The sequence below is a fragment of the Bradyrhizobium sp. CCGUVB4N genome (assembly GCF_024199945.1).
GTDB lineage: Bacteria > Pseudomonadota > Alphaproteobacteria > Rhizobiales > Xanthobacteraceae > Bradyrhizobium.
In genome coordinates, this window is record NZ_JANADP010000001.1 from 7,554,780 (window position 1) to 7,567,659 (window position 12,880).

The window sequence follows — 12,880 nt, forward strand, 5'->3', positions numbered from 1 at the left end:
TGACTCTCCTGATCTTAAGCGGCAGTGCGCGGGCGGGTGTTGCGGAATTCGATGCGCTTCTGGGCCGTGCCGACCTCGACGATGCGCTTCACGAAAATGCCGGGCGTGTGGATGTGGTCGGGATTGAGTTCGCCGGCCGGAACCAGATGCTCGACCTCGGCCACCGTGATCTTGGCGGCGGTCGCCATCATCGGGTTAAAGTTGCGCGCGGTCTTGCGGTAGATCAGGTTGCCGGCGGTATCGCCCTTCCAGGCGTGCACGATGGCGAGGTCGGCGAACAGGCCGCGCTCCATCAGATATTTCTCGCCGTCGAACTCCTTCACTTCCTTGCCTTCGGCGATCAGCGTGCCGACGCCGGTCTTGGTGTAGAAGGCCGGGATGCCGGCGCCGCCGGCGCGGATGCGCTCGGCCAGCGTGCCCTGCGGGTTGAATTCGAGTTCCAGCTCGCCGGCGAGGAATTGCTGGGCGAACAGCTTGTTTTCGCCGACATAGGACGAGATCATCTTCTTGATCTGACGGGTTTCCAGGAGGCGCGAGAGCCCGATGCCGTCGACGCCGGCATTGTTCGAGACAACCGTCAGACCCTTGACGCCGGAGTCGCGGATCGCGTCCGACAGCGACTCGGCGATGCCGCAGAGGCCGAAGCCGCCCGACATGATCATCATGTTGTCCTTGAGAACGCCCTCAAGAGCCGACTTGGCGTCGGGATAGACCTTGTTCATGCAAAAACCCTCGACTGAAGCTGCGGCCGGCAGGCGTCGCGCCCTTATTGGCGGCGATTATTAGGCGAAATCGTCCGAAGCCGTCAATGATACGGGGTTCTCCGTTCCGAGAGCCGGTGGTAGAAGCTGCCCACGCCGTGGGCAGACCCGTCCGCGGCCTTGAAAGCGACAAGAAAACCCATCAAGTTGCGGGGGTTGGGCGTGGGGGCGCGCAGGTTTCCCGCCCCGCCCTTTTGGCTCCAGCGACCAACCCGATCAGGACATGCCATTGACCATGGCCCAAGGAATGAAGCGCCTCGGGACGCCGATCGCGGCGCTGCTCGGCGTCGCGCTGATCGCCCTGATCGCGACCTCCTGGCTCATCAACCGCGAAGCGTTGCGCAAGGCGGTGGAAGCGCAGATTCGCGACGTCACCGGGCTCGAGCTCAGCGTAGCCGGCAACATCGACATTTCCGTGCTGCCGGCGAGCTACATCTCCTTCCATGACGTCGGCCTCAAGGGCGGCGGCACCGCCGACCCTGCGCTCCATGTCGACGTGCTCACCGCCAATCTCAGGCTCCTGCCGCTATTGCTGCAACGGTTCGAGATCGCCGACCTGACGCTGCTGCGGCCGCACATCCATGTCAGCCTGAAGCCGGACGGCGAGAGCAACTGGACCCCCTTCATCCAGACCATCGCACGGACGATGAAGCCCGGCGCCGACAGCCAGGTCTCGTTCTCAGAGATCAGGATCCAGGACGGCGTGCTCAACTACGAGGACGTCGCCACGCAAGCCACCGAGAAGTTCGAGGACATCGATCTGTCGCTGGCCTGGCCGTCGATCTCCCGCTCCTTTGCCGCGACCGGGCAGTTCGACTGGCGCGGCGAGCGCGTCGACGGCTCGATCAGCTTTGCCGATTTCGTCGCGGCACTTTCGGGCGACCGCTCGGGCCTGAAGGCGCGGATCGCAAGCGCGCCGCTCAAGCTCGCCTTCGACGGCAGCGTCGCCAATCGCACCAGCCCGATGATGGAGGGCACGCTCACCATCGACAGCCCGTCCTTGCGCAACGCGCTGCGCTGGGCCGGCCAGCCGCAGCCCGGCAGCGGCGGCTTCGGCCGCTTCGCGCTGAAGGCGCGCGCCAATGTCGTCGGCGCCTCGATCGCGCTGACCAACGTCAATGTCGAGCTCGACGGCAATGCCGCCGAGGGCGTGATGACCTACGCCAATAACGGCCGGCAGACGCTGCAGGCGACGCTCGCCGCCGACGCGCTCGACTTCACGCCTTATATCTCCACCTTCCGCCTGCTCGCGAGCGGCGCGCGCGACTGGAACAGGCAGCTGTTCGATCTCAACGGGCTTTCCAGCACCGACCTCGACATGCGCCTGTCGGCAGCCAGGCTGACCGTCGGCCCGACCAAACTCGGCCGCACCGCGATCGGCGCGAATTTGCGCAACGGCACGCTGGCACTCTCGGTCGGCGAGGCGCAGGTTTATGGCGGCATCGCCAAGGGCTCGTTCGGCATCTCGCGCTCCGACAGCGTCGCCGACATCAAGGCACAATTCCAGTTCACCGACGTCGATCTTCAGGCCTGCGCCTCCGAACTGTTCGGCCTGAACAAGCTGTCCGGCCGCGGCAATATCAACGTGTCGCTCCTCGCTTCCGGCTCCAGCCCGTTCGGCCTGGTGCAGTCGCTCGACGGCACCGCCACCGTGACCGGGCATGACGGCGCGATCGCGGGCTTCAACGCCGAGCAGCTCTTGAAACGGCTGGAGCGCCGGCCGCTGTCCGGCGGCGGCAATTTCCGCAACGGCTCGACGCCCTTCGACAATCTCACGATCGCCGTGAAATTCGCCGACGGGATCGCCACCGCCGAAGACATCCGCATCGAGGGACCTTCGGCGAAGATCACGCTGACCGGCACCGCATCGGTGCCGACGCGCGAATACGACATGAAGGGTGTGGCGAGCCTCAACACAACGTCCGGCTTTCAACTGCCCTTCATGGTGCAGGGCCCGTGGGACGATCCGCTGATCTTTCCCGATCCCGAGGCCCTGATCCGCCAATCGCCTGCGGCGTCTCCCTTCCTCGATCTCTTGAAGCAGCGCATCACCGGCGGAAAGCGACAGGCGCCGGAGGGATCGCCGACGGCCGAGAACGCCAAGGAGAGCGCGAAGTCCAACTGAGGACGGCGTCCGCGACATCAGCGAATTGATCGGGGCGAATTGATGCGGCGATCGCATCGATGCCCGCGTTAAGCATCTCCTTTAGCCTGATACCCCTCGACCTAGGTCTGACAACATGCCGCTAGATCGGATAGCGGCCATGGGCTAGTGTTTTATCCGACCGGTTAAAACACCGGCGGCTTGAGGGAGAAAAACGTGAAATCCAAGGTTATTGGCGCAGTATCACTGGCGGTCGCTGCGGCCGGGCTGTTTGCAGCCGCTGCACCCGCATTTGCGCAGCAAAAGACGATTACGGTCTGGTGGGGCAAGGGCTTCTATCGCTCCGAAGACGACGCGCTGCTCGAGACGATCAAGAAGTTCGAAGCCAAGACCGGCATCAAGGTCGAATTGTCGCAGTACGCGATCCAGGACATGATTCCGAAGACGGTCGCCGCACTCGACGCCGGCACCGTGCCCGATGTCGCCTATTCCGATTCCTATGACGTGCAGGCGCAGGGCAAGTGGGCCTATGAGGGCAAGCTCGAAGACCTGACCGACGTCATGGAGCCGATCAAGGACCGGTTCGTGCAGAACACGCTGGACGCCTCGATCCTCTATAACGACGTCACCAAGAAGAAGGCCTATTACGGCTTCCCGCTGAAGCAGCAGAGCATGCATGTCGAGATCTGGAGCGACATGCTCGAGAAGGCCGGCTTCAAGGTCGCCGACATTCCGACCGACTGGGCAGGCTACTGGACGTTCTGGTGCGACAAGGTGCAGCCGGCGATCCGCAAGGCCACCGGTCAGCGCATCTACGGTGTCGGCCAGCCGATGGGTGTGGAATCCACCGACGCCTTCCAGTCCTTCTACACCTTCATGGACGCCTATCACGTCAAGCTGGTCGACGACGACGGCAAGCTGCTGGTCGACGATCCCAAGGTGCGCGAGAACCTGATCAGCGCGCTGAAGGACTACACCGACACCTACATCAAGGGCTGCACCCCGCCCTCCTCCACGACCTGGAAGGATCCGGACAACAACGTCGCCTTCCACAACAAGACCATCGTGATGACCCACAACTTCACGATCTCGATCGCGGCGAAGTGGTTCGAGGATTCGCAGAACCAGGCGCTCACGCAAGAGCAGCGCGACGCCGGCAAGAAGGCCTATGAGCAGGACATCGTCACGGCGTCCTTCCCGAAGGCGCCGGATGGTTCGACCATCCGCTACCGCTCCGACGTCAAGACCGGACTGATCTTCACCGCGGCCAAGAACAAGCCCGAGGCCAAGCAGTTCATCAGCTTCCTGCTCCAGGAAGACAATGTCCGCCCCTATATCGAGGGTGCGCTCGGCCGCTGGTTCCCGGTGACGAAGGAAAGCCAGGCCAGCCCGTTCTGGCAGGCCGACAAGCATCGCAAGGCGGTCTATAATCAGTTCACCGGCGGCACCGCGCCGTTCGATTTCACCAAGAACTGGAAGTTCACGATTCTCAACAACGAGAACATCTGGGCCAAGGCGATGAACCGGGTTGTCAGCGAGAAGGTCCCGGTCGACAAGGCCGTCGACGAGATGATCGCCCGCATCAAGCAGGTTGCAGGCTGAGTTCTCTTTCTTCCTCTCCCCGCTAGCGCGGGGAGAGGCAAAACGCTAACACCGGCCGCCTCGTGCGGCCGGAAGTCCTTTCAAAGAGTCCTGAAGAATGGCGATCACGCTCTCTGGCGATCAGTCGATCCCCGCCCCACCCCTGTCGCAGCGGCTGACCCCGGCGCAGGTCTGGGGCATCGTGCTGCTCGCGCCCTATCTGCTCGTTTTCCTCGCCTTCGTCGTCTATCCCGTCTGCTACGGGCTGTGGCTGGCGCGGGCCCCGTCGAACTATGTCGCGCTCTATAACGACCCGATCTTCGCGCGCGCCGCGGTCAACACGCTGATCTTCCTGGTCATCGGCATCAACATCAAGATGCTGATCGCGCTGTTCCTGTCTGGCTTCTTCGCCATGCAGCGCACCTGGATCAAATGGCTCTCGGTGATCTTCATCCTGCCCTGGGCGGTGCCTTCGATCCCGACCATCCTGTCGGTGCGCTTCATGCTCAACCCCGAATGGGGCGTGATCAACCACCTGATCTTCTCCTTCACCGGCGATGACGGCCCGAACTGGCTGAACGACCCGACAGTGGCGCTGAGCATGGCGATCGGCGTCCACATCTGGAAGTCGCTGCCGTTCTGGACGCTGATCCTGATCACCGGACGCCTCGCGATCTCGCACGATCTGTTCGAGGCCGCCGAGGTCGACGGCGCCAGCTGGTGGCAGAAATTCCGCTTCATCACCTGGCCGTCGATGCAGACGCTCTATATCACCTGCACGCTGCTCTCGATGATCTGGACGCTCGGTGACTTCAACAGCGTCTATCTGCTCACCGGCGGCGGCCCGGCCGATCTTACGCACGTGCTGTCGACGCTCGGTATCCGCTATCTCCGGCTCGACCAGCTCTCGCTCGCGATGGCCTCCATCGTCTGCGCGATGCCGTTCGTCCTGCCGCTCGTGTATTTCATGATGAAACGGTTGTCGCGATGAAGCTTCCCTCTCTCCGTGACGTCGCGACGGAAGCGCGGCTGCTGCTGATCGGCATTCCCGTCTTCCTGTGGACGATGATCCCGATCTACCACATGTTCCTGTTCGCGATCTCTCCGAAGGAGGACGCGTTCTCGGGCAAGCTGTGGCCGGACCATCCGACGCTGCACAACTTCGAGATCGTGTTCAAGCAGCAGCACTACTTCCTGCGCGACTTCTACGTGCAGTTCTGGAATTCGACGCTGATCGCAGCTGCGGTCGGCGCGCTGACGCTGTTCATCGCCACGGCCGCGGCGTTCTCGATCTCGCGGCTGAAGGTGCCGGGCGGGCGCATGGTGCTGAACCTCGCGCTGTTCACCTATTTCATCCCAGCGGCGTTCCTCGCGGTGCCGATGTACCGCACCATGGGCAATTACGGCCTGCTCAACAATCACTGGGCACTGATCCTGGCGATGGTGACGATCGCCAGTCCTTACGCGATCTGGGTGCTCAAGCAGGCCTCCGACAAGCTGCCGGTCGAGCTGGATGAAGCCGCGGTGATGGACGGCGCCACCACGCTGCAGATCTTCCGCCTGGTCTATCTGCCGCTGATGATGCCTTCGCTGGTCGCGATCGGCACCTATGCGGTGCTGCTGGCCTGGAACGAATATCTCTACGCGTTCCTGCTGCTCTCGAACGATCGCGAGATCACGCTTCCCGTCGCGCTCGGCAACTTCCTCGCCGCCGACGATTCGCCCTGGGAACTGCTGATGACCACCGGCTTCATCTACGCGCTGCCGCCGGCCGCGGTCTACTACGCCTTCCGTCGCTACATGGTGGGCGGGCTGACAGCGGGCGCCGTGAAGTCCTGAACTTCGGCTGCGCGCTGCACCCGGCGAGGGATGGCAGCGCGCTAGACGCCCTCAGGCCGCCTTGCGTACGGTCTGCAGAAACTCCGCGACGGCTTTCTTGAGCGCGCGCGCCTGATCCTGCAATGCCGAGGCCGCCGAGAGCGTGGCTTCGGCGCCGGCGTCGGTCTCTCCGGCCACGGTGCGGACCGCGCCGACCTGGTCGGTCACTGCCGCCGTGCCGTTCGCCGCCTGCTCGACATTGCGGGCGATCTCGCTGGTCGCAGCCCCCTGCTCCTCGACCGCCGAGGCAATCGTGGTCGCGATCTCCGTCATCTCGGCGATGGTCTTTCCGATCTGGCCGATCGCGGCGACGGACTGTCCGGTCGAGCCCTGGATCTCGGCGACCAACCCGGCGATCTCCTCGGTGGCGCGCGCGGTCTGCGTTGCAAGGCTCTTCACCTCGTTTGCGACCACGGCAAAACCCTTGCCGGCATCGCCCGCACGCGCAGACTCGATCGTGGCGTTGAGGGCCAGCAGATTGGTCTGACTCGCGATCGCCTGGATCAGCTGAACCACCGTGCCGATCCGCTCGGCGGAATCCGACAGCGCGCGCATCAGCGCCTCTGTGCGGGACGCCTCTTGCTTGGCCTGGTCCGACACCGATACTGAGCGCGTCACCTGGCTCGAAATCTCCTTGATCGAGGCGGCAAGCTGATGCGTCGCGGCCGCAACGGTCTGCACATTCGATGACGCCTGGGCCGATGTCGAGGCGACCTGCTCGGCGAGCGAGCGGCCGCGCTCGGCGACGCGGGCGAGACTCTGGGCGCTATGCCCCATCTCCTCGGCGCGGCTCGAGACGCCGCCAATGACGCCCTCCATGCCGCTGTCGAAGCGATCGGCAAGCTGAGCCATCATCGATGCACGTTCCGTCTCGGCTGCGGCGCGCTGCGCGGCAGCGCCCTGCTCCATCCGCCGGACGGTCTGAGCGTTCTGGCGGAACACTTCGACCGCCTCGGCCATATGGCCGATTTCGTCGCCGCGCTCGCCACCCGGGATCGCCTCATCGAGCTCGCCCTTCGCGAGACTCTGCATGCGCAGGGTCATCTGGCCGATCGGCCGCGACACGCTGCGCCCGATCAGCCAGGCCAAGAGTGCCCCCAAAGCGAGTGCAGATGCTGCGACGGTGAACACGAGATTGCGCGTATGCTCGACCGATTCCGCCGTTAACCGACTCTGCTCGGTGCGCACCGCACCGAGAGCCTTGCTGATTTCGGCGGCCTTGGCGTCGATTGCACCGCTGGATTTGACGAGGTCGGCTTGCGCCTTGCGCAGCTCGCCCATCGCCGCAGAAAGCTCCGTCAGCGTCGCCGATTGGTCGGCCAGCACCTTCTTCAAGGCCGTAATCAGACTCTTCAATCGCGGCGCCTCGACAGCGGCGATCTCCGCCTCACTGTCGGCAATCGCGGCCTGCGCGTAGCCGATCGTCAGCGAGACGTCGTCGGCATCGACCTGGGCCTGGGTGATGGTGAAGCGCAGCATCGCGACGCGCATCGCATCCACGGTGCCGGCAAGACGCAGCGGCTGGAGCAGGCGCTCGGGCTGGTTGGCGAGCGTCACATTGATCGCACCGACATCGAGGCCCGCCGAGGCACCGAGCGATTCGCCCTTGGTGCTGGCAATGCGCAGACGGTCGACGGCACCGGCGACCGCCGTGAAGGATTTCCGATAGGTCCCAAGCGCATCCACCAGCGCGCTTCGACCAGAGGCGATCGCCGGCAGACGCGCAAATTGCTGATCGACCTGATCAAACGTCGCGCCGAAATTGTCGATCGCCTTCATGGCGCTGTCGCGGTCGCCGAGATTGCGCGTGCGGATGAATTTCTCGACGGTGACGTTGGCCGAGAGCAGCGCAGCGTGCACCCTCGCCATGCCGGCATCGCCATCGGCGCTGGTGACGAGCTCGCCGACGGTGCCGCCGATCTCGGCGAGCCGCAGCACGGCGAGCAGTGCCAATACGCAGAGGAAGCCCAGGACCAGCGCGAAGCCGCCGAAGATGCGTGGGCGGATGCCGATGCGCGACAGAAGCAATGTCAGGTTCATGATTTTTTCCGGAGAATTACGGCGTAGCCCGGATCCGGGCGAGCAGATCCTTGCCGAAGCGCTTCTCGAATTCGGGCTCCAATGGCTTCACGGCATCGATGAAGGGCTGGCGGTCGACCTTCTCGGTGATCTCCATGCCGCCCTTGCGAAGCTCCTCGATCTTCTTCGCCTCTTCCGCGACGCCACTCTTCCAGGTCGCCTCCGCGCCGGCCTTTGCTGCGGCGATGATGGCGGCCTGGTCCGCGGGCGCGAGGGCCTGGAACACTTCGCGATTGGCGACGAAAGCAATGGGGGCGAAGAAATGACCGGTGAGGCTGGCGTATTTTTGCACCTCCTCGAGATGGCTGGCGGCGATTGTCGCGACCGGGTTCTCCTGCCCATCGATGCGGCCGTCCTTCAGCGCGGAATACACCAGCGTGAACTCCATCGGCACGACCTCGGCGCCGAGCGCCTTGAAGGTCATCTGATAGACCTCGTTCGGCAGGACGCGGATCTTCAACCCCTGGAGGTCGGCGGGCGAATGAATCGGTCGCTTCGAATTGGTGACATTGCGAAAGCCCTGCTTGCCGATCGCGAGCAGCACCAACCCCTTGTCGGCGAAATGCTTGGCGAACAGGGCGCCAACCGGCCCGTCCGCAACCGCCTTGGCTTGCGCGGCATCGCGGAAGAGAAAGGGAACGTCGAAGACGCCGAATTCAGGAACGGCGGAGCTGACCACCGAGCCCGACAGCGTCGCCATGTCGACCACACCGCTGCGCATTGCGGCCAGGATCGCCGTCTCGCTGCCCAAGGCGTTGCCGGCCCGCGCATCGAGGATGATTCGTCCCTGCGCGACCTCGGCAAGCTTGCGGCGAAATTCGTCCGAGCCGATCTGCTGCGGCGACTGCGGCGAGCCGTTGTACACCAGCGACACCATCTGCGTCGCGGCAGCCGACGGCCGAACGGCAAGACACAACAATGCCAGCGCCGTGCTGGCCACACCAATATAGAATCGCTTCATCGCCCTCTTCCCCAAGCGAGGCGACGATAGCCAGATAAGCTATATGAACTGTTAACCTAGATTCCAGGCGGTGCCCGAGCGCCGCAAGTCAGCTCCCGGAACGGCTCTCCGCGCTCTTGCGCCGATACGCGAGCAGCAGCGCGATCATCGAGCCGAAGAAATAGCCGGCGGTAGCGCCCGAGATGGCGCGGCCGACGATGATGGCCACCGCGCGGTCGCCCGCATCGATCGCAGAGATCACGCTCACCGTGTACTGCAGAGTGAAAACGACGAGATTGCGGATCAGTGCGAACGCGCTGCCCGGACGGATGATTTCTCCGGTCTTGTGATCCACGTCGAACGGACGCGGCGTCAGCACGCCGAGAGGCAGAAGCACGAGGGCCGCCACGATCCACGCGACGATCGGCCATTGGGTATCCTGCTGCCCGAAGCCGATCCGCGAGACGCCCCAGACGATGAACACGATGGGCACGATCAGCGCGCGCCAGATCGCGACCTTGCGCGGCTGCATCGCCTTGATGCCCTGCCAGACCAGGTAAGCGAGCAGGATCCAGACCCAGGGCGGCGTATGGATCAGGATCTGATAGGCGAACATCATGACGACCTCCGGATCACAGCGGTGCTGCGCTCTCGCCCTGCGAGCTCGACAGCTTCGAGGCAAGCGAGGCGATGACGATGACGACCGCGATCAGGGCGATCACCAGCGTGCAGATCGCATTGATCTCGGGCTTCACGCCCAGCCGCACCTCGGAATAGATCCGGATCGGCAGCGTCGCCGAGCCGGGCCCGGTGGTGAAGCTCGCAATCACGAGATCGTCGAGCGAGAGGGTGAAGGCGAGCATCCATCCGGCGACGATCGCGGGCGCGATCAGCGGCAGCGTCACTGACAGAAAGGCCCGAACGGGCGCGCAGCCGAGGTCCATCGCCGCCTCCTCCAGCGAGCGGTCGAGCGAACCGAGGCGCGACTGCACCACGACGGCAACGAAGCACATCGTCAGCGTGGTGTGGGCAATCGTCACGGTCCAAAAGCCGCGCTCGGCGTTCAGCGCCACGAACAGCAGCAACAGCGACAATCCCGTGATCACCTCCGGCATCACCAGCGGCGCATAGAGCATGCCGGAGAACAGCGTGCGGCCGCGAAAGCGTTCGCCACGCGACAGCGCCACCGCGGCCAGCGTACCGATCAGCGTGGCGATGGTCGCGGACGCAACCGCGACCCGCAGGCTCATCCAGGACGCCTCGATCATGGCCCGGTCGGCAAAGAGCTCGCGATACCAGCGCAGCGACCAGCCGCCCCACACCGTCACCAGCCGCGAGGCATTGAAGGAATAGATGACGAGAATGAGGATCGGCAGATAGAGGAAGCCGAGGCCGAGCGCGAGCGAAGCGATGTTGAAGCGGGACAGGCGGGAGAATTTGCGCATCTCACCGCTCCTCCAATTGCCGCCGCTGCAGCCGCTCGTAGAGCAGCAGCGGTAGCAGCAGCACCACCAGCAGCACGATCGCCGCGCTCGAGGCGACCGGCCAATCCTTGTTGGTGAAGAATTCGAGCCACAGGGTCTGGCCGATCATCAGCGAATTGGAGCCGGCGAGAAGATCCGGGATCACGAACTCGCCGACGATCGGGATGAAGCACAACAGCACGCCGGCACCGACGCCTGGCAGTGACAGCGGGAAGGTCACCAGCCAGAACACCTGCCATGGCGGCGCACCGAGGTCGCTTGCGGCCTCCTCCAATGCCGGCTCCATCTTGGCGAGCGTGGCGTAGAGCGGCAGGATCATGAACGGCAGATAGGAATAGACGATGCCGATATACATCGCGGTATCGGTGGACAGCCACACCACCGGCTCGCCGACCAGGTGCAGCGCCAGCAGGATCTGATTGAGCAGGCCGTCGTGCTGGAGGATATTGATCCAGGCATAGATGCGGATCAGGAACGAGGTCCAGAACGGCACGATCACCAGCACCATCGCCACCGCTTGCCAACGCTTCGGCAGCCGCGCCATGCCGTAGGCGATGGGATAGCCGATCAGCAGCAGCAACGCGGTCGCCGTCACCGCAACGGTGAGGCTGCGCAGATAGGCGAACACGTAGATGTCGTCGGAGGCGAGCAGCTTGAAATTGTCGATCGAGAGCGCAGCAAAGGCCGCCCGGATCGCGGACCACCCGGCCGTCAGGTCGAACACCGGCTCGTAAGGCGGCTGCGCGATCGCCGTCTGCGACAGGCTTATCTTCAGCACGAAGCCGAACGGCACCAGGAAGAACAGCACCATCCAGACATAGGGCGCGATCGCGGCAAAGCGCGCCGGTCGCGCGAAAATCCGGCGCGCGCTCATGACGGCAGCACCACGCAATCGTCGGGCGTGAACCAGGCGACGATCTGCTGGTTCAGGCTATGGGCATCGACATCGAGGCGCGCACTGTTGGCGACGGACGCCCGCACCATGCCGCCGGTATCGAGCTTCACCTTGTAGGTAGTGATGCCGCCGAGATAGCAGATGTCGGCGATCACGCCATCCAGCCGGTTGATCGCGTTTTCATGACCGGCCTCGCTCACGGGACCACGACGCGACAGCTTGACCTTCTCGGGGCGGATCGCGACCGAAAACCTGCTGTCGCCGAGGGGCTGGCGCGGCTCGGCCACCACCAGCGTACCCGCATCGCGCGTGCCGACGACCAGGCGATGACCGTCGCGCAATTTGGACTCGGCGTCGAACAGATTGATGTCGCCGACGAACTCCGCGATCCAGCGCGAGCGCGGTGCCTCGTAAAGCTCGCGCGGGCCCGCGACCTGGGCGAGCTTGCCGGCGTTCATCACGCCGATTCGATCAGCCATCGTCATCGCCTCTTCCTGGTCGTGGGTGACGATGATGAAGGTCATGCCGAGCCGGCGCTGCAGCTCCATCAGCTCGCCTTGCGTGCTTTCGCGCAATTTCTTGTCGAGGGCTGCGAGCGGCTCGTCGAGCAGCAACAATTGCGGCCGTCGCGCCAGCGCGCGAGCCAGCGCGACGCGCTGGCGCTGGCCGCCCGAGAGCTGATCGGGCTTGCGCTTCTCCAGCCCGTCGAGCTTCACCAGCGCAACCATCTCGGCCACGCGCGTCGCGATATCGGCGCGCGCCATGCGTGCGCGCTTGAGGCCAAAGGCGATGTTGTCGCGGACCGAGAGATGCGGAAACAGCGCGTAGTTCTGGAACATCATGTTGATCGGGCGCTCGTGCGGCAAAGCCTGCGCGATGTCCTTGCCGCCGAGCAGGATGCGCCCTTCGTCCGGCGCCTCGAAGCCCGCGAGCATGCGCAGAAGCGTGGTCTTGCCACAGCCGCTGGGGCCCAGCAGCGCAAAGAACTCACCGGCCTTGATGTCGAGCGACACGCCGTCGACCGCACGGAACGTCCCGAACGTCTTGGCCACACCCTCGATGCGCAGCAACGGCTCACCCGCGGCAGGAATCGCATCTCCAGCCGCCTTGGCCGCGGCGCCCGTTCCAGACAACTCGTCAGTCATGGTCCCTGCCAAC

Annotated in this window: 11 protein-coding genes; 4 read left to right on the plus strand and 7 right to left on the minus strand. The window is 64.4% G+C overall.

Going from position 1 to position 12,880, the window contains the following annotated elements:
• Positions 1 to 14: 14 nt before the first annotated feature.
• Positions 15 to 722, minus strand: a complete 708-nt coding sequence (locus tag NLM31_RS35130) for a CoA transferase subunit A (protein WP_254133840.1) — start codon at positions 720 to 722, stop codon at positions 15 to 17.
• A 274-nt stretch (positions 723 to 996) separates the two neighbouring features.
• Here NLM31_RS35130 and NLM31_RS35135 point away from each other — a divergent pair, with 274 nt between their 5' ends.
• From NLM31_RS35135 to NLM31_RS35150, 4 genes are all read left to right on the plus strand, one after another.
• Positions 997 to 2,886 carry an AsmA family protein gene (locus tag NLM31_RS35135; protein ID WP_254133841.1) on the plus strand — a complete coding sequence of 630 codons (1,890 nt, stop codon included), beginning with the start codon at positions 997 to 999 and terminating at the stop codon, positions 2,884 to 2,886.
• A gap of 195 nt (positions 2,887 to 3,081) precedes the next feature.
• Positions 3,082 to 4,467 carry an ABC transporter substrate-binding protein gene (locus NLM31_RS35140; protein WP_254133842.1) on the plus strand — a complete coding sequence of 462 codons (1,386 nt, stop codon included), beginning with the start codon at positions 3,082 to 3,084 and terminating at the stop codon, positions 4,465 to 4,467.
• Between the two features lie 97 nt (positions 4,468 to 4,564).
• Entirely contained in the window at positions 4,565 to 5,437 is an 873-nt protein-coding gene (locus NLM31_RS35145) for a carbohydrate ABC transporter permease (RefSeq protein ID WP_254133843.1), read from the plus strand.
• Positions 5,434 to 6,285, plus strand: a complete 852-nt coding sequence (locus NLM31_RS35150; protein WP_254133844.1) for a carbohydrate ABC transporter permease — start codon at positions 5,434 to 5,436, stop codon at positions 6,283 to 6,285. Before NLM31_RS35145 ends, NLM31_RS35150 begins: the two co-directional genes overlap by 4 nt.
• A 51-nt stretch (positions 6,286 to 6,336) precedes the next feature.
• Here the strand turns inward: NLM31_RS35150 and NLM31_RS35155 are convergent, their stop codons facing one another.
• From NLM31_RS35155 to NLM31_RS35180, 6 genes are all read right to left on the minus strand, one after another.
• Positions 6,337 to 8,364, minus strand: coding sequence for a methyl-accepting chemotaxis protein (locus tag NLM31_RS35155; protein ID WP_254195221.1), 2,028 nt, complete (start codon positions 8,362 to 8,364; stop codon positions 6,337 to 6,339).
• 16 nt (positions 8,365 to 8,380) lie between these two features.
• On the minus strand, positions 8,381 to 9,364 hold the full coding sequence (locus tag NLM31_RS35160; RefSeq protein ID WP_375167517.1) for a TRAP transporter substrate-binding protein: 984 nt from the start codon (positions 9,362 to 9,364) through the stop codon (positions 8,381 to 8,383).
• Between the two features lie 88 nt (positions 9,365 to 9,452).
• A complete protein-coding gene (locus tag NLM31_RS35165) occupies positions 9,453 to 9,962 on the minus strand; it encodes a DUF6622 family protein (RefSeq protein WP_254195222.1) in 510 nt (169 codons plus the stop codon).
• Positions 9,963 to 9,975: 13 nt separating this feature from the next.
• Positions 9,976 to 10,788: an ABC transporter permease gene (locus NLM31_RS35170; RefSeq protein WP_254195223.1), complete on the minus strand. Its 813-nt coding sequence runs from the start codon at positions 10,786 to 10,788 to the stop codon at positions 9,976 to 9,978.
• A 1-nt stretch (position 10,789) separates the two neighbouring features.
• Entirely contained in the window at positions 10,790 to 11,701 is a 912-nt protein-coding gene (locus NLM31_RS35175) for an ABC transporter permease (protein WP_254195224.1), read from the minus strand.
• A complete protein-coding gene (locus tag NLM31_RS35180) occupies positions 11,698 to 12,867 on the minus strand; it encodes an ABC transporter ATP-binding protein (RefSeq protein WP_254195225.1) in 1,170 nt (389 codons plus the stop codon). The genes NLM31_RS35175 and NLM31_RS35180 overlap by 4 nt, the downstream gene beginning before the upstream one ends.
• Between the last annotated feature and the right edge of the window lie 13 nt (positions 12,868 to 12,880).